This is a genomic window from Spirosoma sp. KNUC1025 (assembly GCF_045160025.1).
In the GTDB taxonomy this organism is placed as follows: Bacteria; Bacteroidota; Bacteroidia; order Cytophagales; family Spirosomataceae; genus Spirosoma.
In genome coordinates this window covers 2,930,337-2,953,474 of the sequence record NZ_CP087139.1, presented here as the reverse complement: position 1 = coordinate 2,953,474, position 23,138 = coordinate 2,930,337, and the positions used below count along the sequence as shown (strand labels likewise).

20 protein-coding genes and 2 pseudogenes are annotated in these 23,138 nt (G+C 50.6%); 16 read left to right on the top strand and 6 right to left on the bottom strand.

Annotation, left to right across the window (positions count from 1 at the left end; genetic code table 11):
* Window positions 1-127: 127 nt before the first annotated feature.
* The 9 genes and pseudogenes from LN737_RS12830 (at window position 128) to LN737_RS12790 (ending at window position 8,434) form a co-directional block, all read left to right on the top strand.
* Window positions 128-1,483 (top strand): annotated as a pseudogene (locus tag LN737_RS12830) (MFS transporter).
* Between the two features lie 80 nt (window positions 1,484-1,563).
* The gene (locus tag LN737_RS12825) at window positions 1,564-2,556 is read left to right on the top strand and encodes a sugar kinase (protein WP_405519406.1); all 993 of its coding nucleotides are present in this window, start codon (window positions 1,564-1,566) and stop codon (window positions 2,554-2,556) included.
* 232 nt (window positions 2,557-2,788) lie between these two features.
* Window positions 2,789-4,297, top strand: a complete 1,509-nt coding sequence (locus tag LN737_RS12820) for a tagaturonate reductase (RefSeq protein ID WP_405519404.1) — start codon at window positions 2,789-2,791, stop codon at window positions 4,295-4,297.
* A gap of 205 nt (window positions 4,298-4,502) precedes the next feature.
* Window positions 4,503-4,862: a RidA family protein gene (locus tag LN737_RS12815; protein WP_405519402.1), complete on the top strand. Its 360-nt coding sequence runs from the start codon at window positions 4,503-4,505 to the stop codon at window positions 4,860-4,862.
* 26 nt (window positions 4,863-4,888) lie between these two features.
* Window positions 4,889-5,566 (top strand): serine hydrolase, encoded by a 678-nt coding sequence (locus LN737_RS12810; RefSeq protein ID WP_405519400.1) that lies wholly within the window; start codon window positions 4,889-4,891, stop codon window positions 5,564-5,566.
* Window positions 5,545-5,927, top strand: a pseudogene (locus tag LN737_RS12805) (serine hydrolase). Before LN737_RS12810 ends, LN737_RS12805 begins: the two are co-directional and overlap by 22 nt.
* A gap of 20 nt (window positions 5,928-5,947) precedes the next feature.
* Complete coding sequence (locus tag LN737_RS12800) at window positions 5,948-6,526, top strand: Crp/Fnr family transcriptional regulator (protein WP_405519398.1); 579 nt, start codon at window positions 5,948-5,950, stop codon at window positions 6,524-6,526.
* Between the two features lie 73 nt (window positions 6,527-6,599).
* Window positions 6,600-6,962, top strand: coding sequence for a DoxX family protein (locus LN737_RS12795; RefSeq protein ID WP_405519396.1), 363 nt, complete (start codon window positions 6,600-6,602; stop codon window positions 6,960-6,962).
* Window positions 6,963-7,000: 38 nt separating this feature from the next.
* Window positions 7,001-8,434, top strand: a complete 1,434-nt coding sequence (locus LN737_RS12790; RefSeq protein ID WP_405519394.1) for a serine hydrolase — start codon at window positions 7,001-7,003, stop codon at window positions 8,432-8,434.
* A 129-nt stretch (window positions 8,435-8,563) separates the two neighbouring features.
* Here the strand turns inward: LN737_RS12790 and LN737_RS12785 are convergent, their stop codons facing one another.
* Window positions 8,564-10,408, bottom strand: a complete 1,845-nt coding sequence (locus LN737_RS12785) for a S9 family peptidase (protein WP_405519392.1) — start codon at window positions 10,406-10,408, stop codon at window positions 8,564-8,566.
* Window positions 10,409-10,682: 274 nt separating this feature from the next.
* Here LN737_RS12785 and LN737_RS12780 point away from each other — a divergent pair, with 274 nt between their 5' ends.
* On the top strand, window positions 10,683-11,465 hold the full coding sequence (locus tag LN737_RS12780; protein WP_405519390.1) for a DUF2490 domain-containing protein: 783 nt from the start codon (window positions 10,683-10,685) through the stop codon (window positions 11,463-11,465).
* A gap of 1 nt (window position 11,466) precedes the next feature.
* Here LN737_RS12780 and LN737_RS12775 read toward each other — a convergent pair whose 3' ends face one another.
* A complete protein-coding gene (locus LN737_RS12775) occupies window positions 11,467-12,708 on the bottom strand; it encodes an FAD-dependent oxidoreductase (protein WP_405519388.1) in 1,242 nt (413 codons plus the stop codon).
* A 49-nt stretch (window positions 12,709-12,757) separates the two neighbouring features.
* Window positions 12,758-13,288, bottom strand: coding sequence for a DinB family protein (locus LN737_RS12770; RefSeq protein WP_405519386.1), 531 nt, complete (start codon window positions 13,286-13,288; stop codon window positions 12,758-12,760).
* 182 nt (window positions 13,289-13,470) lie between these two features.
* Here LN737_RS12770 and LN737_RS12765 point away from each other — a divergent pair, with 182 nt between their 5' ends.
* Entirely contained in the window at window positions 13,471-13,959 is a 489-nt protein-coding gene (locus LN737_RS12765) for an ankyrin repeat domain-containing protein (RefSeq protein WP_405519384.1), read from the top strand.
* 33 nt (window positions 13,960-13,992) lie between these two features.
* On the opposite strand, the gene LN737_RS12760 is transcribed toward LN737_RS12765, so the two are convergent.
* Window positions 13,993-14,709 carry an SDR family oxidoreductase gene (locus tag LN737_RS12760; protein ID WP_405519382.1) on the bottom strand — a complete coding sequence of 239 codons (717 nt, stop codon included), beginning with the start codon at window positions 14,707-14,709 and terminating at the stop codon, window positions 13,993-13,995.
* Window positions 14,710-14,943: 234 nt separating this feature from the next.
* On the opposite strand from LN737_RS12760, the gene LN737_RS12755 reads away from it, so the two are divergent.
* From LN737_RS12755 to LN737_RS12735, 5 genes are all read left to right on the top strand, one after another.
* Window positions 14,944-15,681 (top strand): (Fe-S)-binding protein, encoded by a 738-nt coding sequence (locus LN737_RS12755; protein WP_405519380.1) that lies wholly within the window; start codon window positions 14,944-14,946, stop codon window positions 15,679-15,681.
* Window positions 15,681-17,084 (top strand): lactate utilization protein B, encoded by a 1,404-nt coding sequence (locus tag LN737_RS12750; protein WP_405519378.1) that lies wholly within the window; start codon window positions 15,681-15,683, stop codon window positions 17,082-17,084. The genes LN737_RS12755 and LN737_RS12750 overlap by 1 nt, the downstream gene beginning before the upstream one ends.
* A 264-nt stretch (window positions 17,085-17,348) precedes the next feature.
* Window positions 17,349-17,981 (top strand): lactate utilization protein C, encoded by a 633-nt coding sequence (locus LN737_RS12745; protein ID WP_405519377.1) that lies wholly within the window; start codon window positions 17,349-17,351, stop codon window positions 17,979-17,981.
* 8 nt (window positions 17,982-17,989) lie between these two features.
* Window positions 17,990-19,372: a malate synthase gene (locus LN737_RS12740; RefSeq protein ID WP_405519375.1), complete on the top strand. Its 1,383-nt coding sequence runs from the start codon at window positions 17,990-17,992 to the stop codon at window positions 19,370-19,372.
* Window positions 19,366-19,881, top strand: a complete 516-nt coding sequence (locus tag LN737_RS12735) for a hypothetical protein (RefSeq protein ID WP_405519373.1) — start codon at window positions 19,366-19,368, stop codon at window positions 19,879-19,881. Before LN737_RS12740 ends, LN737_RS12735 begins: the two co-directional genes overlap by 7 nt.
* Before the next feature lie 55 nt (window positions 19,882-19,936).
* On the opposite strand, the gene LN737_RS12730 is transcribed toward LN737_RS12735, so the two are convergent.
* Together LN737_RS12730 and LN737_RS12725 are read right to left on the bottom strand one after the other, a co-directional pair.
* Entirely contained in the window at window positions 19,937-22,648 is a 2,712-nt protein-coding gene (locus tag LN737_RS12730) for a M14 metallopeptidase family protein (RefSeq protein WP_405519371.1), read from the bottom strand.
* A gap of 338 nt (window positions 22,649-22,986) precedes the next feature.
* Window positions 22,987-23,112 (bottom strand): hypothetical protein, encoded by a 126-nt coding sequence (locus LN737_RS12725; RefSeq protein ID WP_405519370.1) that lies wholly within the window; start codon window positions 23,110-23,112, stop codon window positions 22,987-22,989.
* Between the last annotated feature and the right edge of the window lie 26 nt (window positions 23,113-23,138).

Sequence of the window (23,138 nt, the reverse complement as noted above, 5' to 3'; positions counted from 1 at the left end):
TATTGGTCAATAATCAGAAGCCATTGGTCAACAGGCAAAGGTAGTTTGTCGGGATGCCTCCTGGCTAATGACTATTTCCTATATATAAGTTATCTTTCCGCATTTTCTCCCTAAACCATCCCTTGTTTTGCATACGCCAACTACTTCTGGCAGCTTTCGGTGGCGCATTGTTGCGCTGCTGTTTCTGGCAACGACGATAAATTATATCGACCGGCAAGTGTTGTCTTTTACAATGACCGATGACGTATTTCGCAAAGAAATGCTGGATCTGGCTCCGGATGCTGTTCTTTCTGAAGAAGCCGTTGATCGCTTTAAAGTGCTGTACGGCGATGTAGATGCCGCATTCAAATTTGCCTATGCCATTGGTTTTCTACTGGTTGGCTGGCTTGTCGATCGTATCGGAACAAGGCGGGGATTTTCGTTTGGCATCCTGGTCTGGAGTATCGCGGCTGTGCTCACTACGTTTGTTGGCAATATGACTGGCCTACGCTGGGCCCGTGCGTTTCTGGGCCTGGGTGAAGCAGCCAATTTTCCGTCGGCCATAAAAACCATAGCCGAATGGTTTCCCCGTCGCGAACGGTCGTTTGCTAGTGGTCTTTTCAATGCCGGCACGAACGTAGGCATTATCCTGACTGCTCTGTTCATTCCTTATCTGATTCTGCAGTTTGGCTGGCGCAGTTCATTCCTGGTAACCGGGTTACTAGGCTTTGTGCTTCTTTTTCTGGTGGTTTACCTACAGCAAGCCCGAACGTAACCCGAAGCTCTCCGCCGACGAACTCGCCTATATTCGCAGCGATACGGAGGAAGTTCCCCGTATGAACGTACCGTGGACCCATCTGTTGGGCTACAAACAAACATGGGCATTCGCTATCGGTAAGTTTATGGCCGACCCGATCTGGTGGTTTTTTATGACGTGGCTCCCCGATTTTTTCAACTCCAACGACGCGCTCGACCAGAAACTTGATCTAAAAAGCTTTGGTCTCCCCTTTCTCATTATTTATGTCGTATCCGATGCGGGCAGCGTTTTCTTTGGCTGGCTCAGCACGCAGTTTATGCGTTGGGGGTGGTCGGCCAATCGTGCCCGTAAAACCACCCTGCTTATCTGCGCTTTGTGTGTCGTTCCCATTTTTTTGCTGCCCAAACCAGTAGCCTGACGGTTGCTATCGCCCTGATTTCGCTGGCAACAGCCGCACACCAGGGCTGGGCAGCCAATATGTACACCTTCGCATCGGATCTGTTTCCCAAAAACGTAGTAGCCTCCGTAACGGGTATAGGGGGTATGTTTGGGGCTGTTGGAGGTATTTTGCTGGCCTTACTGGCCGGACGTATCATTACGGCCTTTGGCTATCTGCCCATGTTCATTATTGCCAGCTGTACGTACCTGCTGGCGCTGATTATTATTCATCTTGTCCTGCCTAAATTAGAACCCGTTAAGGCCGAAGAATTATCGGTTTTTTTAAAGAGCGAACGGGTGAAAGAGTGAATTAGAACGCGTTAGCCACTCGTTGACTCGCTCGCTCTTTCACTCATTCGTTCATTTGCTCTTTCACTCTTTTTACGAATATGAAAATTATCACGTTTGGCGAAGTGATGCTTCGGCTAAGTCCGCCCGGTGTCGAGCGGTTTACGCAGACCGACTCACTAGCTATGCACTTTGGAGGTACCGAAGCAAACGTAGCGGTATCCCTGGCACAATTTGGTCTTAAATCGGCCCATGTTACGCGGTTTCCTGATCATGCCCTGGGGCGGGCCGCTGCGGGGTATCTCCGAAAGTATGATGTCAGCACCGATTATATCCAATATGGCGATGGTCGATTAGGACTTTATTTTCTGGAAACAGGCGCCGGAAGCCGTGCCAGCCAGATTATTTACGACCGGGTCGATTCCGCGTTTTCACGTATTCGCCCAGATGAGATCGACTGGGAAACGGTTTTAACGGGCGCTGCCTGGTTTCACTGGACGGGCATCACGCCTGCTCTCTCACAAGGCGCTGCCGACTGCCTGCTGGCCGGTATTCAGACTGCCAACCGCTTAGGCGTTCCTGTGTCGGCTGATATTGTATATCGAAGTAACCTCTGGCAATACGGACGTACCCCTCAGGAAATAATGCCCGCTCTAACAGAAGGTTGTACGCTCGTGCTTGGGAGCAAAGGGCTTTTTTCAGAAATCTATGGCGTCGTTGGCAGTACGTTTCAGGAGTCTGGACTGGCAATGATGAAGCGTTTCCCTTCCCTTCGGTACATCACCGACACCAAACGCAACTCAATCAGTGCCTCGCACAACCAACTGTCGGCCAAGCTGTTTGATGGCAATAGCGTGCACAAATCCAGAGTCTATGATATTCGGCCGATTACCGACCGCATCGGTACGGGCGACGCCTACGTTGCGGGCCTTATCTATGGATTGCTGACGTTCAATGACCTGCAACGGGCGGTCGAATTTGGCGCGGCCGCTTCAGCGCTGAAACACACCATTCCCGGCGATGTCAACCTGGCCACCGTTGCGGAAGTTGAAACCCTGGAAAGTGGGGATAGCTCTGGTAAACTGAAACGATAACGTTGTTACGTACCCTGGCTCAGCACAGGTATTGATGGGTCTTACAAAGCAGATTTGTTCGGATTTATGGCTTTTGCCATAAGTTGTACCGTGTACTCATGATTTTCGCCACCATTAGCGATGTAGTTCGTATAATTGCTGAATTATACACCATCCAATACCTTTTTCTGTTTAAGGAGTTATTAAGCTTATCTATCCGATGATTGCTGAGCAGACTGTACCCCGTCCAATTATGGCTAAACTAACTCATTCAACCCACCCCGCTCCTACGTTCCCTGAGAAAATCTTACAGTTCGGTACCGGCGTTCTCTTGCGCGGCCTCCCCGATTATCTGGTACACAAAGCAAATGCACAAGGTCATTTTGAGGGTTCCATCGTTGTGGTAAAATCGACGGATACCCAGACAGACGAATTTACAGATCAGAATAACCTCTACACCGTAGCCGTCCGGGGGGTTCAGCATGGTAAGGAGGTAGCCGAAACAACGGTTGTGTCGGCAATCAGCCGAGTGCTGGCCGCGCAAACCCAATGGAGCCAGGTACTGATGCTGGCTCGTAATCCGAAACTACAGATCATTATTTCGAATACGACCGAAGTCGGGCTGAACTACGTAGAGGAGAGTATTTTTCAGAGTCCGCCCCAATCGTTTCCGGCCAAGTTAACCTCCTTTCTGTATGAGCGATTCCGAAGCGTTGGTGGTTCGAAAGCCAAAGGGCTGGTGGTTATTCCCACCGAACTGGTAACCGATAATGGGCTGAAGCTCCGGGATGCCGTCGAGAAACTTGCCCAATTCAACGAACTCGGCAAGCTGTTTACCAAATGGCTCAAGTTTCACGTTCGGTTCTGCAACTCGCTGGTCGACCGTATCGTTACGCGTCCGGCCGACGAAGCGCAGCAGGCTATCCAGCAGGAAGCGGGCTACGAGGATGAGCTGCTTACCATGACTGAGCCTTACCATCTGTGGGCTATTGAGGGCGACGACCGGGTTAAGCAGACCCTGGGCTTTGCATTCGAGGGTACGCCACAGATCATTATCGACGAAGACATTAGTTTTTATAAGGAGCGAAAACTACGGGTTCTGAACGGTACGCATACGCTCACAATGCCGCTGGGCTATCTGCTGGGGCTGGAAACAGTGGCCGATGAGATGAATCACCCTACGATGAGCAAATTCATCGAGTCGCTGATGCTGGACGAAATCGTCCCGACGGTGCCCGATTATGGCATTCCGGGTATGGACAAAACGGAGGTTAAACAGTTTGCGCTCGACGTACTGGACCGCTTCCGCAACCCCTACCTCGACCATTTGCTATTGAATATCTCGCTGCAGGAAACGGCAAAAATGCAGGCCAGAAACGTAGCGACGATTCAACGGTACTACGAGCAGTTTAATGCCGCTCCCAAACGCATTACGCTGGGTTTTGCGGCTTACCTGCTCTTCATGAAAGCGGTTCAGGAAAAAGACGGACAGTTCTTTGGGGAGATCACTCTTCCCAGTGGTGGCAAGATCACCTACCCCATCCGCGACGATAAAGCCGGGTACTTTTATGGCGACTGGAAGACCGTAAAAGTGAGTGCGCCCGCTACCGTACAATATTTCGTAAAGAGCGTCTTATCAGATGTTGCACTCTGGCAGACCGACCTGACTGCTTTACCGGGTTTTGCGGAAGCTGTCACCCAGGACCTTACATCGTTGTTGACAAAAGGAGTGGAAAAAACACTGGAAAAATCTCTTTCCTAACGAGTAGCTTCACCCTGCTACGGGTCGCGTAGTTCATACCTTCAATTCCTGCCGGGACGATTCTGGCAGGAATTGCTTTTTAATGTATTCATCATTAATCAGTCTCGCTCATGAAACATCTTTCACTTTGCTTCATCGCCGTGATAATTAGCCTTTCTGCTTCCGGACAGGATAAGCAGATTGTTCGCCCCGAAACGTACCACCTGTGCCTTATCCATTTAGTCCGGGGGTTATTAGCAACGGGTTTCTGTTTGTATCCGGCCAGGTGGGTACCGATCCGCAAACCAGCAAGCTGGTATCAGGGGGTGTGGAAGCTGAAACCGCGCAGACCATCCAGAACATCAAAACCGTACTGGAAGATGCTGGCTCGTCGCTCGACAAGGTTGTTAGCGTAACGGTTTACCTAAGCAATATGGACGATTTCCCTAAGATGAATACCATTTACAAACAGTTCTTCAAGGAAGGTAATTACCCGGCCCGCACCACCGTCGGCGTCGCCAAGCTTGTCTTTGGGGCCAGCGTTGAAATGACCATGACGGCGGCTGTTCCCATTGGTAAAAAATAATACGTCAATACATATTACAACCGCTCATGCACTTCCCGGTCAATCTACTCACAGCCCTCTTTCTGCTCTGTGCCACTCAGGCTATAGCTCAGAAACCCAAAGCCAGCAAACCCGCTGCGCCACAACCTACTTTTACGGTTCCCGTTCGGCTTGAGCAGGAACTCCTGCGCCTGTCCAGTCTGTCGGGCGGCAAAGTGGGCATCTGTGCTACGCATATCGAAAGCGGCAAGACCATCGTACAGAATGGAAAAGAACCTTTTCCGATGGCCAGTTCCTACAAAGTAGCCATCGCTACGCAGTTGCTAACCCGTGTCGACAGTGGCAGCGTAACGCTCGATCAGCTGGTTCCGATTACGAAGAATGACCTGCATCCGGGTAGTGGTATGCTGTCGGATCGGTTCGACTGGCCTAATTCAACAAGTCCGGGCTTATCGCTATCCGTCAGAAGTTTACTTGAGCTTATGCTGCTTATCAGCGACAACAGCGCCACCGACATTTGCCTGCGTCTGGCTGGCGGACCGGCTTCCGTCAACGCCTGTATGAAACGATTGGGCGTCGAGGGGTTGCAGGTGAACCGGCCTACGGCCTGGCTTATTGCCGATTGCGTGGGAATACCGATGGACATGAATCAGCCCTGGTCGCCAGCCCGTTACGACTCGTTGGCAAAGCTGAACACCCCGAAGTGCGGGAAGCCAGTTACGTAGCCTTCGAAAATGACATTCGGGACACATCAACACCCGAAGCCATGACCCTCCTGCTTACTAAATTATACACTCAGCCCGTTCTGAAACCCGCGAGCCAAACATTGATACTCGACATTATGAGACGATGCGAAACGGGGCTTGCCCGCTTAAAAGGTTCTCTCCCCCCGATACCGAAGTACTGCACAAAACCGGAACCATCGGCCTGACAGCCAGCGACGTAGGCATTATTACCTTACCAGACAATGCCGGACACGTAGCGATATCCGTTTTCGTCAAATCGTCGAAGAAATCCGGGACTGTACGTGAGCGAACGATAGCTGAGGTAACCCGTACTTTGTACGACTATTTCCTGTTTCAATAACTAGTCAGACCCAACCGACTGTGTCCGTTAACTCGACCAATCCGTTTCTGGAAGCCGTTTGCCGCTTTACGGCTTTGTCGCCCGCCAGTCAACAGGCACTGGCGGAGGCCGTAAAGCGACTCGAGTTTGACAAGGGGCACGTGCTGGTCCAGCCGAACACGGTTTGTCAATGGGTTTATTTTATTGAATCCGGCCTAACCCGAACGTATTATTACAAAGACGGCAAAGACGTGACCGACTGGCTAAGCGCCGAAGGGCAGTTTGCCGTATCTATCAGTAGTTTTATCACCCAGCAGCCCGACCGACGTATCGTTGAACTTCTGGAACCTTCTGTCCTGTGGGCAATCTCACATACGGCCCTGGAAAAATTGTATCAGCAGCATCATGATATCGAGCGGTTAGGGCGGTTACTGGCCAGTCATGGCCTGCTGCTGGTACAACAACGCTTCGATGAACTTCACTTCGCTACGGCACTGGAACGATATCGAACACTCATGACCATCAACCCGACCATCGTGCAGCGCGTGCCCCTGGGTATGGTTGCTTCGTACCTGGGCATGAGCGCAGAAACGCTTAGCCGGATGCGGGCACAGGTTTAGATTTTGACAATTGTCAAAGGATAACGTATTGCATCCACCCAATTTTGCGATCAGAAACCAACCTATCACTGGTATGAATGGCGCACTTTGGTTGAGTCAGATTTTTCTGTCGATTGTTTTTGCCTATTCTGGCTGGATGAAATCGACCCGGTCCGCTCCGGAACTGGTAGCCATCGGGCAAACCGGGGTTGAACATTTATCAATACCCGTTATTCGCTTTATCGGCCTCTCCGAATTAGCCGGAGTGGTAGGTTTACTAGTTCCCTGGTATACCCAGATAATGCCGAGCCTAACGTCTATTGCAGCGGCTTGCTTAGGGCTGATTATGATTCCAGCGGGTGTTATCCATTACCAACGTAATGAGAAACGGACCGTCTGGGTGAATGTGATGCTATTTTTGATCTGTTCGTTTGTTGCATATGGCCGCTGGAATTGAGTATTTTACAGGCTGATAACCATTGGAGCCTGCCCACAATGCGCCCTACCCTTCTCATCTATATTAGTCTATTTAGCTGGTTTTCAGCAGTTGCCCAATCGCTTCCCGAAAAGATCCGGCAAATAGAAACAAGTCTATCGCCAATCCTCATCGTAGAAGGTGATACCGTCAAGCAGTTTACAATTCAGGACCGGCTGGCGCACTACAAGGTGCCGGGTGTAAGCATCGCGGTTGTTCGAAACGGAAAAATCGAGTGGGCAAAAGGCTACGGAATGGCCGATCTGGCGTCGAAACGGGCGGTTGACGCAAACACCTTATTTCAGGCTGCTTCCATCAGTAAACCTGTGGCCGCGTTTGCTGCTCTGCACTGGGTTGAAGCCGGGAAACTTTCGCTGGATGCAAACATCAATAACTCACTGAAAGACTGGAAAGTACCCGATACTAAGTTTACAGCTACTGAAAAAGTAACGCTACGTCGGTTAGTGACTCATACGGCCGGATTAACGGTGCATGGGTTTGCCGGTTACGCCAAAAATAAGCCGGTACCAACGCTAATTCAGGTTTTGAATGGTGAAAGTCCGGCCAATTCGCGGGCCATTCTCCCCGACACGATTCCGGGGAAAATTAATCGGTATTCGGGGGGCGGCTACACCGTCATGCAAAAAGCCATGATTGATCAGGTCGGCAAGCCGTTCCCGGAAATCATGCAGGAAACCGTTCTGTCAAAGCTCGGTATGGAGCACAGTACGTATGAGCAGCCCCTACCCGTCAAGTTCGATGCACTAGCCGCTACGGCTTACACGAGTAACGGGCAACCTGTATCAGGTTCGTGGCACACCTACCCCGAAATGGCAGCCGCTGGGCTATGGACCACCCCATCGGATCTGGCTCGTTACGTTATTGAGGTACAGCAGTCGCTGCAGGGAAAATCCAACAAGGTGATTTCGAAGCAGATGACAGAACAAATGCTCACCAAACACCTGGGCAGCATCGGATTAGGCCCAGCGTTACGTAAAGACGGCGATTCGCTGATTTTCAGCCATAGCGGTGCGAACGAAGGGTTTCGTTGTATGTTAGTAGCGCATGCCCGCCGAGGTGAGGGCGTTGTCATTATGACCAATTCCGATAATGGAATGGAGGTTGCTCAGGAATTACTGAATAGTGTTTCGGTGGCCTACGGCTGGGATTTTAGTAAGCCCATGCAGCTCAAACGATTTGCTCTTAGCACTGCCCAGGCGGAATCAATGCTGGGGAGCTACCAGCGCGACCGATACATTTTTGACGTAGTGCAGCAAAACGGAAAACTCTATGCCAAACCCCGCTGGGAAAACGAACCGCGCGAGCTGATTCCGCAAAGCAAAAGTCAGTTCATTATGCGTGATGGCCAACGCGCCGAATTCGTTTTTGAAGGCGATGCCAAGGTATCCGCTGTCAAATTATTCGGGGGCGTCGTATTTAACAAGATCAACTAATTCGACCAATCCCATAAACTTCCCGAAAGCTCAAAGCCTCCGGGAAGTTTAAATCGATCAGGTAGCCCAATCACTGCCCTATGCCTTTCAGATATTTATCCAGAAATTCCCGTACGGCTTTATAGGCTGTTATTTCGTTTTCTTCTTTACAAACCCGTGTCCTTCATCCGGGAACGTTACGTACTCAACTGGCACACCGTTTTTCTTTACGTTCGCCACAATCTCGTCGGACTCAATTTTCAATACGCGGGGGTCATTGGCGCCCTGAATCACGAGAAGCGGCTTTTTGATCCGGTTGGTGTGAAACAACGGCGACTTGTTGTAGAGTGCTACCGAATCCGTTTTCGGATGGCCAATTTCCTTGAACATAGCCTCGCGCTGGGGTCCCCACCACTCGGGCATGCTGTTGAGCGTACGCAGCCAGTTGGCAACCCCAAAAATATCGACGCCCACAGCAAAATCGTCGGGCGTAAAGGTCAGCCCTGCCAGCGTCATATAGCCCCCGTACGAGCCACCCATAATGCCAATTTTTGCGGGATCAACGTAACCCGTTCCGGTTAGAAACTTCTTCGATTCCACGCAATCTTTCAGGTCGGCATCCCCGTGCTTGCGATCATCGGCGGCATAGAATGTTTTTCCATAGCCCGAGCTGCCCCGGTTGTTCACGGCCAGCACTACGTAGCCATTATTAACCAGATACTGTACCAGGGGCGAATACGTCAGCCGGGTTTGGCCGCCGGGTCCACCATGAATTGAGAGAATGGCCGGAAGTTTGTCGCCAGCTTTCAAATCTTTTGGTTTGTAGAGCAGCGCCGGAATCTCCATCCCATCGAACGATTTATAATGGATAACTTCACCCGCCACCAAATCTTCGGCGTTAATTTCCGGATTCAATCCCCGTACCAGGGGTGCTACTTTGCCGGATTTGAAATCATAGGAATACAACGTAGCGGGCGAGTTTGAGCTATTGACATAGAACGTCATCCGGTCTTCGCTATCGGCAATGTTTACCCCCGTTACGTCGCCACTGGGCAATGTGGGAAGTTTGATCGCCTGATTCGTTTTCGTGTCAATTATTTTTAACTCCGTCCGCGCATCGTTGTTGATCGACAGCACCCGGTAGCGCCCGCGATACGACAGGTAATCGCCAGCAATATCCCAGTTTGCCTTGTCGAGGACAGTGCTCTTTCCCGTTGCCAGATCATACGCTTTCACGTACGCAAACTCATTCCCTTCATCCGTCGATATCAGAAGCTGCTTACCATCGGGCGTAAAGCCATCCGGGCCATTATTTACGTCACCCGTATGTTTGGTCAGCAATTTTGTCTCTTTCGTCTGAGCGTCGTACAAATACGCATCGCTGTTGGACGTAGTCATCGTTTTGACGAGGGCAATATAACGTCTGTCGGGCGATACGTCGCCGGGGAAAAAGCCGCCGGGGTTTTCGAAAATCATTTTAGGCTGTAGCGTAGCCAGACTTACTTCATACACATCGAAAGCCGCCTTATTGCGCTGATTCGACTGGTAGAAAAAACTTTTACGATCGTGGCTCAATCCGGCAAACTGAAATTTCGCTTTATCGGCAGGAGTCAGGTCCTTAACAGCCCCATCTTTTTCCCGCAAATAAATGTGATTCAGCTCATTACCGCCCTGATCGCTGCTGTAGAGAATCCGGCCGTCGGGCAAATAGCCGATGCAGAAAATAGCGTTCGTTTTCGAATTCGTTAATTGTTTTGGCTGCCCCGAACCATCGAACGGTATTTCGTACAGGTTAAAAACGCCATCCTGATTGCTACTGAACAGAACCGTTTTCTCATCGGGTGAAATATCCGATCCGCCAAAACGGATGGTTTTCATAAACTGCTCAATCGTGTACTTCTGCACAGCAAGCGGTTTCGGAGCAGGTCCTGCCACTGTAAAACCAGTAGAAAGACCCAGAATCAGTAGTGCCTGTTGGGTAAATGAGGTTTTCATAAGCCTATAGTTGAAAAAGGTTGAGAGTCGACACCGACAAAGTAGATAATTAAACCGTACGTTGGTAAAACAGTGAAGCATTTCCGCAAATGATTTGATTAAAAGGCAATTACAGTTCTTCCCAACGAGAATTACGGACCTTGTGTAACCACCAATGTTACGGAAATATTACCATTCAATTTTATAGATTATGAAATTGTTAACTCTGTCACGGGCACAATCATACTTAGTTAATAATACTTAATTTTGTAACACCGTAATAAGATTCCATTCTGTGACTCGCTTTCGTTTTGCTCTCTGTCTGACCGCCCTTCTGTCGGTTTTTACACTCAGCTCCATTTTTGCTCAAACGTCGTTAACCTCGCCTACTCCTTTGGGAACATGGCTGATTGGTACCGTTCAATTACCCGGTGGAGAGAAGAAATGGGGAGGCTTTGCCGAAATTCAGGGACGTAGCAACGCCACATTCAAACAGTTTTTCTACAATGAATTAAAAGCGGGAGTCAGCTATGATCTTGACCGCAACTTTTCATTGATGCTGGCCGGAGGACGCTACGCTACGTACGACTATCAGGCGTTGTCGGATGGACCGCTTAACACGGAGATTCGGCTGTGGGAACAACTGATTATCAATCAATATCTTTCCCGGCTCAAGTTCGAGCACCGGTACCGGGTAGAACAGCGCTGGTTTACGTATCGCGACGGAACACATCCGTATCGAAATCGTATTCGGTATCGGCTAAACACGTTTATCCCAATCAACAATCGAACCGTTACGGACAAAACGTTTTTCCTCTCGGTTTACGATGAGATTTTCCTTAACCCGATTGGTCCCACGTTTGAACGTAACCGTTTTTACGCTGGTGTAGGTTATCAGCTCAATTCCCAGTTGGTCCTTCAGCTTGGCGTAGTCAACCAGACAAACTATAACCCCGCTACGTTTGAAAGTGGCGTGTTTACCCCACAACTTTCTTCCGGCAAAAACAACGTAGTAATCGGTGTTACGTATCGGCTAAAACGGTCTTCTGGCGAAAAGCTGCCGTCGCAGCCTGATTAAACTAATCAGGCGTCTTTACCTGCGTTTTAATGTGTTCCGGGCGCGGCCCCATGCCAACCAGATAAGCGGGAATCCGACGAAAAACGGGCAGGTGCCTAAATAGCCAAAGCAGGAAGGGCGGGAAAGCTGCCGGGTTTGTTGATGAAGCATTGATAAGCCGACGATGAATAAAAATCTGACCAGCCTGAATAACCCGAACGGGCAACAGTCGCCGTCGCTGAATGCGAGCTAAAGCCGCTACCGGGGCGGGCCCAAGCTGCAACGGTTTTGTCAGCACATTGGCTGCAGCAACGGCATCCTGAATAGCGAGGTTCACTCCAACTCCACCTGCCGGCGACATGGCATGAGCCGCATCACCAATGCAAAGCAGGCCGGGCCGGAACCAGCGCCGTAGTCGGTCGATTTTGACAGTCAACAGGCTAATCTGATCCCAGGAATCCAATGCTTTTATGTGCTCACCAACAAAAGGGGCCAGACTCAGAATATCGGCTTGCAGAGCAGCCAGTCCCCGTTGTTTGATCGTTTCAAACTGCCCTTTGGGAATAAGAAAACCGCACTGGAAATAATCGTGGCGGTCAATCAGCACCATAAATTGACCGGCTCTCAAATAGCCCAGCGATTGCTCCCCAATGGCCGGATCTTTAGGAATTCGCATCCACAGTACGTCAATCGGTACGCCAAAATCCTGAACCGACAGCACGGCTTTCTGCCGAATGATGGAATGTCGACCATCGGTACCCACTACGAGATCGGCTTTAATTACCAGATTGCCCGTTGGGGTTGTGGCTTTAACCCCCGTTATTAATCCGTTTTCTTCGATTAGGTCCGTAGCTTCCGTTTGCATCCGAAGCATAAACGACGGGTACCGTCTGGCTTTGTCGGCCAGAAAATTCAGGAAATCCCATTGGGGCATGAACGCAATGAATTTGCACTGTGTCGGGAGATGTGAAAAATCAGCAATCGGCACAGTCTGCCCATCGGCCGTAACCTGAACGGCATGCAGCTCCTGATGCGGTAGTTTGAGAAAATCGGGCAGCAACCCCAGTTCAGCTAACAGTTCAAGCGTAGATGGGTGGATGGTATCGCCCCGAAAATCACGAAGAAAATCCTTATGTTTTTCCAGAACGACGACCTTCACACCCGACCGGGCAAGCAGAAAGCCCAGCATCATACCTGCCGGGCCTCCACCCACAATACAGCAGCGGGTCTGTACCGTTTCCAGCTGTTCAGTTGCTTGAGTCATGGCCAAAACATACGTATCGTTTAGCTAACTGACCCAGGCAGGCTGATGTTTATTTCACAATCAGAAAGTAAAAACTGTAATCGGTCATGGGAGCATCGGTCAGACCAACGTTACGTCCGATGGTGACAAGCTGCCCCCGATGGTACGTACTGTGATTCAGGCAATGCTGAATAAACTCGACTCGGGTGCGGGTTCCCGACACCCAGGGCGTATCAAAATGAACATTCTCCTGCAACTGCGCTTCAGAAAGCGATTCAACGTACCGCGCGAAGGCTTCTGATTGCGCCACTAGTTCATCAAAAACCTCCTGAACCGAACCCGAAAAACCAGTCATCCGAAAGGAAGGGGGCGGAGGTGTCTGCTGCAAAACAGCCAGCCAGAAACGCTGTGTATCCCAGATGTGCACCAACGTTTCCTTCAGACTTGGGAAACTGGATGGCACTGGCTGTTCCATTAGGTCAATGGGCTTTTCCTGTAACCAATTGACCAGTTGTGTATTGGCCCAGGCATTATAAACAGCGTAATCACTCAGTAAAGAAGCAACGGTAAATGTGGTTTTTTCGGCGGTTTCGAGTAGCATATCGTTGTGTGTTTTGATGCTACAAAGTAACAGGCCGATGGTGACAGCCCTATGTCAGCAGCTCTCAGCAACAAACTCACATTTCGTCATTTTTTCGGGTAAGACAAGCCCCCACGAAAGACAGAATTCCTTTTTGATTGTTACGTGTTGTAGTTAGATGCTAAAAATACTGTCACGCCCGTATGTCGTTTTATTCCGCTCAACCCGAAGATTTATTATTTGATGCTGCCCGAAGAGGTGATGTTGCTTACCTTAAAGAACTGATCGACAGCCAGATCGATGTTAATACGCAGAATGGAAAAGGGTTTACACCCCTGATTGTTGCCGCCTACGATGGTCATCTGGAAGCGACAAAATTGTTGCTCGACGCCAAAGCTGACGTAAACGTGCAGGACGTAAGCGGCAACACGGCACTGATGGGCGTCTGCTTTAAAGGCTATGGCGAAATTGCCGAGCTACTAATTGCGCATGGCGCCGATCTGAATATGCAAAACGGAAACGGTGGTACCGCGCTGATGTTTGCTACGTTGTTTGGGCGGAACAAGCTGGTAAAAATTATGCTCGACCACGGTGCTGATACGTCTGTTCAGGATGTTCGGGGCCTGACCGCCCTCGATTTGGCCCATCAGCAGGGAAACGAAGAAGCGATCAGGCTTTTTGCGGAACGATAATTCTGGTATCGGCTGATACCAGAAACAAACAGCTTATTTTCCACCCGGCCGCGTTGGACGCACTTCAATCTTGCTGGGCAGTGTGCGGGCAGGCATGTGAATAAGATCAACAACAATCTGGCCGATATCTTCGGGCTGGATTTTCCAGGCATCTTTTTCACTGGGTTGATGGTCGTTGAAATACGACGCCACCGAACCCGGCATGATCGTTGTTACTTTGATCCCCTCACTACGCAGGTCGAGCATGATCGCCTGTGTAAAACCGACAAGTCCGAATTTGCTGGCGTTATAAGCCGCTCCTTTTTCGAAAAAATTCGTTCCGGCCAGACTCGCGATTGTAATGAAATAACCTTCTGATTTTTTTAGCGCGTCGAGAGTCGCTTTGGCGGTGAAGAATACGCCCGTCAGGTTAATGTCGATGGTTTCGTTCCACTGCTCGGCCGTTAGTTCCTGAATCGGCGCAAAATGCCCTACACCCGCATTCGCGATAACGTAATCGAGTTGGCCCCACTGGCTAAGGATCGCATCAACAGCTTTTTGCTGGGATGCCAGATTGCGTACATCGGCAGCTACGCCCAGCGCGTAACCGGGCTTAATTTCATTGAGTTTTTTTGCCGCCAGTTCGGCCGCTATCGATGAGCGACTGGTGATGGCTACCCTTATACCGTCGTTGATAAGAACCTCGGCAATGCCGTAGCCAATGCCTTTTGAGCCGCCCGTAATGAGCGCTGTTTTAATACTGTCTGCCATGCGTACCGTTAACGTAAATTGAGAAAGACTTTCGCCGATAACCCCGAAGCGTAGGTAAAGGTTTTGGGCGAAGCTAATTGCTTCTGGCGGGCTCAGCTTGATCAGGTACGTATTAGATTTTACTTCCGAAAAGTAAACCCATTCCGTTTACCTCTTTATCATTCATAGTCAACTCGTTGCCTCTACTGGTTGTTCTGGCTTGATGGCTACTCTTTATTCCTATCCGTTTAACTCATGACTGTCGGACTTTTTATACCGTGTTACGTAAACCAGTTTTACCCAAAGGCGGCCATTGCTACGTTGCAGTTACTGCAAAAACTAGGGGTTAACGTGGTTTATCCGTCAAAACAAACCTGCTGCGGCCAGCCGATGGCCAATTCGGGTTTTGAACACCTTACGCAGGAATGCAATAACCTGTTTATTGAAAACTTCTCCGCCTTCGACTACATCGTAGCCCCTTCGGCCAGTTGTGTACTTCATGTAAAAGACCATCTGCATTCGGCCGATGATCCGGAAAAAGCGGATCAGGTCCGCTCGAAGACGTATGAACTGGTGGAATTTCTGACCGACGTAATGAACGTAGACAATCTGAAAGCCCGGTTTCCGTACAGAGTGGGTATTCACCAGAGTTGCCACGGTTTGCGGGGTCTGCATCTGGCTCAAATGAGCGAACTCAATGCCCTGCCCTTCTCCAAACCGGTTCAGTTGTTAAACATGGTGGATGGTCTCGAGCTGGTTACGCTGGATCGTCCGGACGAATGCTGTGGTTTCGGCGGTACGTTCTGCGTTGCTGAAGAAGCGGTATCGGTAAAAATGGGAAAAGATCGGGTAGCCGACCACCTGCGGCACGGTGCCGAATACATTACGTCTGTCGACCTCTCCTGCCTGATGCACCTGGAAGGAATTTTGCAGCGGAATAAAAGTGGCGTCAAAGCGGTACACATTGCAGAAATACTAAACTCGACCCGGTAATGGAAAAGCAAACAAAAGATCATGCCGCTTTAGCTGAGATTTTTATCAAGGATGAAGAGCGCGTCGACTGGCACGACGGTGCGCTGTGGTGGATTCGGCAAAAACGGGACATGGCCGCCAAAAACATTCCGGAATGGGAAGAACTACGCGAAGCCGCATCCCGAATCAAAAGCAACGTACTGTCGAACCTGCATGATTATCTGCTCGAATTTGAAGCCAATGCCACCCGAAACGGTATAAAGGTTCACTGGGCGGCCGATGCCAAAGAGCATAACGAAATTGTGTATGGCATTCTGAAAGAGAAGAGGATCGAGCAGATGGTCAAAAGCAAATCCATGCTCACTGAAGAATGCCACCTGAACGAATACCTGATCGAGCGAGGCATCGACGTCATCAATTCCGATCTGGGTGAATACATTCAGCAGCTGGACAATGAGCCGCCGAGCCACATTGTGCTACCCTGTATCCATAAACGTAAAGAGGAGATCGGCGAGATTTTCCACGAACATCTGGGCACGGAAAAAGGTGTCTCTGATCCGACAACACTTACCCGTTTCGCCCGACGGCACCTGCGGAAAGTGTTCGTTACCCGGCGGGCAGCGCTCACGGGCGTAAATTTCGCTGTTGCCGAAACCGGCGAATACGTCGTATGCACCAACGAAGGCAATGCCGATATGGGGGCTCATTTATCAGAGGTACAGATTTCGTCGATGGGACTCGAAAAGATCATCCCCCAGAAGAAACACCTCGGCATTTTTTTACGGCTCCTCGCCCGAAGCGCCACCGGACAGCCGATCACTATTTATTCGAGTCATTTCAAGAAACCACGTAAAGGTCAGGAGATGCACCTGATTCTGGTCGATTACGGCCGAAGTCGTCAGTTGGGTCGGCCCGATTTCCGGGATTCGTTGAAGTGCATCCGCTGCGGAGCCTGCATGAACACCTGCCCTGTGTACCGAAAAAGTGGTGGCCTCAGTTACCACAACACCGTTTCCGGACCAATCGGAGCAATTCTGGCCCCTAATCTGGACATGAAAAAGCACGCGGATCTGCCCTTTGCCTCAACACTCTGCGGCTCCTGTTCAAACGTCTGTCCGGTAAAAATCAACATTCACGAGCAGTTGTATAAGTGGCGGCAGGTTATTGTTGAGGAAGGTTATGCCGCTAACACCAAAGTTCTGGGGATCAAAGCCATGGCCTGGACGCTCTCCTCACCGGGTTCATACACCACTATCGGGAAAGCAGGTCGCTGGGTACTGAACAACATTCCGTTTGCTGTCAACAACAAATTCAATCCGTGGTACAAGCAACGCGAAATGCCTGAAGGCCCGAAGGAATCATTTGGCGAATGGTACGCCCGGCAAGGCCAGAATGGTGAAAACGAACGTAATAACGGCAAGTAAGCAAAAATCATACGTGCAGTCAGATCGTGGTGCTCGAAGTGGTGTCAGGTTCTCAAACCTGACACCTGAGGTTTCTTAAAACCGCGCGTTTCATTAGGTTTTGAGAAACCTTAATGCGTCGGGTTTAAGAACCCGACACCACTCCCCACCCTGAGAGAACCTGACAGCACCACTTAAAAATCGAACGATACGTAACGCATCCGGTGTATGCCAGGAATCGTTATGTAAATCATGTTCCCAATGCGTAATCAGCCATTAATTATCATGAGCAGCAGAGAAAGCATATTGGCCGCCGTGCTAAAGAATCAGCCGCCAGCGAGTCCTTTACCCGATATCAGTACGTTTAAAGGAGTCAGACAGGATATCGTTTCGAAGTACAGCGAGACATTTACGGGTATCGGTGGGCAGCTTTTTCAGGCGAAACGGTTTGCTGAGATAAGCGATCTGGTCCGGAAAAACTTCGATACCACAAAACGCATCATCACTACGTTACCGGAGCTGAGCGATTCATTTGAACTCCTCGATCCTGAAGCTGATCCGCATTCGTTCGACGACGTTGAACTGGCTATTATCGAAGCCGAACTGGCGGTAGCCGAAAATGGGGCCGTCTGGCTACCTGAGTACCGAATGGGGCAGCGTATCATCCCCTATATTTGCCAGCACTTTGCTGTTGTCGTGCCGACGGAACGTATTGTTCCAACACTGCATGAAGCCTACCAGATCATCGGCGCGGGCGACTATGGATTCGCTGCCTTTATTGGCGGGCCATCCAAAACGGCCGATATTGAACAGGCGCTGGTTCTGGGTGCCCACGGCCCAATCTCCATGACCGTATTTATTCTGGATCAGGTTACCGACAAAAACCTGACTTTTACCCCTTCGTCTGAAAATAAATAGTTAAGTATATGCCTACCCATTCGATTAGCATTCGCGACAACCTGAACGAAACGTACTCCGACATCTATACCCCTGAAGCTTTATCGGCCCTTTCGGCATTAGCCCCCATTAATAAACGCATAAAAGAAGTTATGGATGCCCGGATGAAGCGCCGGGCATCGCGTCAGGAAGCGCAGACCCGAATCACGTTTCTCGACCCGGATACTACCATTCCTGGCACATCGATCAAGGTTCAGGATGCGCGTGATGGCAACTTTGAAGGAGCCGTTATTCCGCCGGACCTGCAACGGCAATGGATACAGGGAACAGGACCAGCGGCCAAACCGAATGCCCCCGTTGTCAGCAGCATCCGAAACGTAGCCTATGCGTTGCTTTCGGGCGCCGATGGCTGGATGTTCGATGGCGAGGATGCGCTGGGTCAAATTACAACGATGTCGCTCGACAATCAGCGGAATCTGAAACTGGCTATTCACAAAGACCCGATTTTCCTGAATGTAGCCGAACGGGTTGCCGCCGAAATGAACCGCTGGGCTGAGTCGTTTCTGAGTCGCAAAACGATTACGAACTGGGAGGAACAGCTGAATTTTACGACGAAAATTTTTCGGGCACGCGGCCTTCACCTCGACGACCGGCACATCCGCGATGCCGATGGTGTGGCCATGGCGGCATCCATCGTCGACACTACGCTGTACGTCGTCAATAATTACAGGGCACTGCAACAGGCGGGCGCATCGATTGTGCTGTACCTGCCCAAAATTCAGACGGCCGAAGAAGCCGGGGTCTGGAATGAGCTGCTTAGCACCCTCGAAACGCACCTGGATTTACCGGTCGGCACGATCAAGGTATACGTACTGGTCGAGCAGTTGGAGGCAACCCACCAGCTCATGGAAATCCGGGCGGCTCTGGGCAAACATTTTGTTGGGTTCAATACCGGCCGATGGGACTACATCAACAGCGTATCGGATGCAATGGCCTGGGATAGACGCTTCGTCAACCCCAATATCGAAGCCATTACCATGACGTACGGCTACATGCGCAACTATGAGGATCGGGTACGTCGAGCCGTCAATACGCCGGATGTCAATGGCAATTTTGCCTTGTGGCAGGGTGGCATGGAACCCAATATTCCGGTAGGTTCCGAAGCGGGTGTTTCGGCCAGTATGGCAAAAGCAGTGGCCGGTGCCGAACGGGAGCAACGCGAAGGCGCCAGCGGAAAGTGGGTTGCTCACTGGAAAATGGTGCATATTGTCAGACCCGTTTGGGAAAAAGTGGGCCAAGCCAACCAACTCGGGCGCTCATTTCCTCGACTTACCTACACGCAACAGGATGCCGATGGGTTGATACTGATTGAACCCGCTCCAACTGATATTCGGGGGCGCGCAATTTGCTGAGCGTTGCGCTGCAGTACGGCAATGCTTTCGGGCAGGGTATGCAGGCTGCCGCTCTGAAAGCCGCCGACTTCTTTGGCAACGACGATATTCTGTACCTGATGGAGGATATGGCTACCGGCGAAATTCGGCTGAGTATTCTGTGGGAATGGCTGCACAAAGGCGCTGTGCTGACGGAAGCTGATGCTGAAACCGGCGTGAAAGCAGGCGACGTATTTTCGGAAGACCTATATAAAAAATTACTGAATCAGGAATACGACAAGCTTCTGAAAGCCAACAACAAAGACGTGTTCGATGCATCAAAGACCACTACGTTGCCCATAGCCCGGGAGATCGCTACTGTTTATGTGCTTAGTGAGGTAAAAGCCCCCTGGTTTATTGATCTGCTGAATATCAACCTGAATAACATGAATCTGGCTGAAGCCAAACGGCGCATTCATCTGTATATGGACACGCTTACAAAAGCAGGGAAACGTATTACCGAAAACCTTGATTTTGTCGAGAGTGAGTAGGCTCATTACCAAACCTCCCGAAAGCAATGCGCTTTCTGGAGGTTCATAATTTTATCTATTTCTTCTCTTCTTCTTTTGGCTTTGCCGCCACGGGTGACTTCCAGAAATCGGGCGTTCCGTATTTGCCTCTGGCTATGTCTCCGCCGTATAATACCGAATTTAGCAGAACCCGATACGTGCCCAACGGCTGACCACGCCACTGCGGACGAAATCCAATCAAGACCACATGGCCTTTACCCTGCTGTACATCCAAAGACGCGGCATAACCGTGTAGGGCTTTCTCACCCAACAGATACCCCGACCGCAAAGGCGAGCCTGTGGGGGCAAACCTGGCTAAAGCCTGCCCTTTAAATCCATCCAGCGTCGCAAAAACGGGGCTGCCATCCACAAACACGATGGCTTTGGCAGGCATACCGGCCATGACCGGATGGGTTGGGTCGGTCTCCACTTCCAGCAACGAACCACCTGTAAAATAATCTTTCCGGGAAACGCCCGCCACTACGTTTTTAACCGGCAGATGAAGCGCGTCGATAGCATAATCACAACTGGCATTCAGGCAGATCAACGTACCGCCCTGGCTCACAAAATTAGCCAGACCGGAAGCGCCCAGATCGCCCAGACCACCTTCGTAGGCTGGGGGTACCATGCCTTTGGCGAATCCGTTTTTGATCGTCTGCGGCCGGTCAGATGCTATCAGTATTACGTCGAAGCGGTCGCTCAGGTCACCCGCCAGCATATCCGTGTTGCTGATGGTTACAAACGGCAGCTCGAACTGTTCCAGCACCCATTGCGTCCAGCCTGCATCCATGCTGGCCGTCCAGGGTTTGTAAAGGGCAATACGCGGTTTTACGTTGGCTCCGGCGGCATTCGTAGTCAGTTCGGCCATCACACCTAGTTCGTTGATCCATTGCTCCAGCATGCCCTTCCCTATCCCGCCAATGCCGTACCGCTGACTGTCTTTATTGAATCTGACCGTTCCACCCGCTTTCAGCGCCCGCGAAATGACTTTAAATGAATTGTTCTGCACCGGACTCACCAACGCCACCGTGCCCGCCCCCGAAAGGCGTCCTTCAGGTGCTTTGATTCCGGCGGAAACCGGGTTCGTGTCAAACCCAATTCCGGCAATAAAATCAGCCGGAGCCGCGTCTTTTTTATTATCGTTCTGCCAGTCTTTACCCGTTCCGCTCACCAGTTGAATAGCGCTTTTTACATCGGCCGAGAGCGGACTCATAGCCGGTAATACGGTCAGTTCAAATTGCAGCGGGAGTGTCCAGCCAGCGGCATCATAAGGTTGTTCGGGCGGCCCTCCAGGGAATTCGCGCAAATCAGGATACGACTGTATATCAAGCAGCTGTCGGGTCAGCTCGCCATATTCCTGATTCATCGGAATAACCCAGGTTCCTTTGGCATAGCTGCGTCCGTCAACCTGAACATCCTTGGTGAGCTGCCCAATCCGAATGCCATGAAAAGCCAGCCGACGTAACAGCTCAACGGGGCGTACCGGATCACGCTGTTTCTGCGGAATAAAGTACGCGTAGGGTGGCTCCTGCTCATATTTTTTGATGGTGTTACGTCCGGCCTGATAACGATTGTAAAGCAGCACATCGCCGTATTTTGCCGCATAATCGAGGGTAGCCAGCGAAGCCGTCTGCATATACGAAATAGCATCGCTGATACGCCACCAGCCACCGGGCCAGGGACTCGAATACAGCGACTCAATCCGGAATTCATTTTTATCCTGGGGAAAATCGCGGACGGTGTAAAAATGGGGCGTAGCGTAGTTATACAAAGCCGTTTCGGTCCAGAACGCCGGAATGTTTTGCAGCACAGGCATGTAATCGATATACCCCGGATACCAGGCGTCGAAACCCGTTCCCATATGCGTTGCGCCCTTTTGCCCATTGGTTTCCAGAGCCTGCGCCATGGCCATCCCGATCATGTTGACCTCACGAGCGATAATTGGCGGAGTTTGCGGAGCAATCGGTTCAGCAAACGGCGGTAGCCAGATTCGGGTTGGAAACGGTGAGGTCTGGTGGTGAACGAAAATGATATTCGGTTCCCAGTCGCGCCAGGTACGGGTCACTACCCTCGACTCGATCATGTTGAGCATATAGGCGTCCCGGTTGTTGTCGTGCCCAACGTATTTCTGGTACAAAAAAGGTGTTGGGGCGATTTCATAAGGGGTTCCTACGTTCGATTTATACCAGTCGCCCACCATCGTCTGCCCATCTGGATTCAGGGAAGGCCACAAAAGCAGGATTACGTTATCCAGTATTGTCTTGATTTTCGGATCATTGGCTTTGCTGAGCATTTCGTAAGCCAGCGAGATGGTGTGTTGCGCACCGGCTACTTCCGATGCATGCAGGCCGCCATCAATGTGAACCAGTGGCTTCCCTTCCGTCGACAGCTTTTTTGCCTCCTCATCGGTCAATCCGGCTGGGTGCGCGAGTCGTTGGGCAATGCTGCGGTACGTATCGATGTTAGCCAGATTCTGGGGTGACGAAATCAAGGCAAAATACCAGGGTCGACCTTCCGACGTTTCGCCCACATAAACCAGCTTGAGCATGTCACTGGCTTCATCAAGTTTTTTGAAATAAGCCAGCGATTGTTCATACGTAGCCAGCTTAAAATCGGCGCCTACCGGAAATCCAAGCGTTTCCTCCGGCTTGGGTATCGGTTTTTGCTGAGCCAGAACAGATGCTCCTGTTAGCCAGTAACCTATCAGTATGAGCCGGACAATCCGATTTATTGTGTAGAGAGGGGACATATGTTTCAAGTTAAAAAACAGTTTAATTAGCATAGGCAGTGCCGGTTATTCGATGTGTGCTGTCGGTTACTTATAACCGACACATGAGGTTTCTTAAAACCTACATAAGCTGATCGTTCGGTTTTAAGAAACCTCATGTGTCAGATGCTTACATCTGACATCACAAAATCTGACTCCACAAGCTGACTTAGCTACTAATGGGTACCATGAGTTTACTGGCGGCTGTGGCTCCTCGAAACTCTCACGAAATCGACCGACTCAGGTAAAAAATTGAACGCATCTCTCTTTCCGGTACTGGTTTTCGCCATACGGAGCGCAGGAGTAGGGCGTACGGGTCATCAGAACGGGTGTTTTTCGGCGTTATCGGTCGGCAGGTAGATCGACGTAAGGAGTTTGGTGCCATCGGGAATGACGATGTATTGCTCCTTTTTTGTGTACTGATCCCGAATCCGGCGTCTGTGCATACGTAAGCATTGGCACAAGTGTCAGC

Coding starts and splice junctions, on each gene's coding strand:
- LN737_RS12825 (WP_405519406.1), top strand. CDS start 1,564: ATGAAAATTATCACGTTTGGCGAAGTGATGCTTCGGCTAAGTCCGCCC.
- LN737_RS12820 (WP_405519404.1), top strand. CDS start 2,789: ATGGCTAAACTAACTCATTCAACCCACCCCGCTCCTACGTTCCCTGAG.
- LN737_RS12810 (WP_405519400.1), top strand. CDS start 4,889: ATGCACTTCCCGGTCAATCTACTCACAGCCCTCTTTCTGCTCTGTGCC.
- LN737_RS12795 (WP_405519396.1), top strand. CDS start 6,600: ATGAATGGCGCACTTTGGTTGAGTCAGATTTTTCTGTCGATTGTTTTT.
- LN737_RS12790 (WP_405519394.1), top strand. CDS start 7,001: ATGCGCCCTACCCTTCTCATCTATATTAGTCTATTTAGCTGGTTTTCA.
- LN737_RS12785 (WP_405519392.1), bottom strand. CDS start 10,408: ATGAAAACCTCATTTACCCAACAGGCACTACTGATTCTGGGTCTTTCT.
- LN737_RS12775 (WP_405519388.1), bottom strand. CDS start 12,708: ATGACTCAAGCAACTGAACAGCTGGAAACGGTACAGACCCGCTGCTGT.
- LN737_RS12770 (WP_405519386.1), bottom strand. CDS start 13,288: ATGCTACTCGAAACCGCCGAAAAAACCACATTTACCGTTGCTTCTTTA.
- LN737_RS12765 (WP_405519384.1), top strand. CDS start 13,471: ATGTCGTTTTATTCCGCTCAACCCGAAGATTTATTATTTGATGCTGCC.
- LN737_RS12760 (WP_405519382.1), bottom strand. CDS start 14,709: ATGGCAGACAGTATTAAAACAGCGCTCATTACGGGCGGCTCAAAAGGC.
- LN737_RS12755 (WP_405519380.1), top strand. CDS start 14,944: ATGACTGTCGGACTTTTTATACCGTGTTACGTAAACCAGTTTTACCCA.
- LN737_RS12750 (WP_405519378.1), top strand. CDS start 15,681: ATGGAAAAGCAAACAAAAGATCATGCCGCTTTAGCTGAGATTTTTATC.
- LN737_RS12745 (WP_405519377.1), top strand. CDS start 17,349: ATGAGCAGCAGAGAAAGCATATTGGCCGCCGTGCTAAAGAATCAGCCG.
- LN737_RS12740 (WP_405519375.1), top strand. CDS start 17,990: ATGCCTACCCATTCGATTAGCATTCGCGACAACCTGAACGAAACGTAC.
- LN737_RS12730 (WP_405519371.1), bottom strand. CDS start 22,648: ATGTCCCCTCTCTACACAATAAATCGGATTGTCCGGCTCATACTGATA.
- LN737_RS12725 (WP_405519370.1), bottom strand. CDS start 23,112: ATGCACAGACGCCGGATTCGGGATCAGTACACAAAAAAGGAGCAATAC.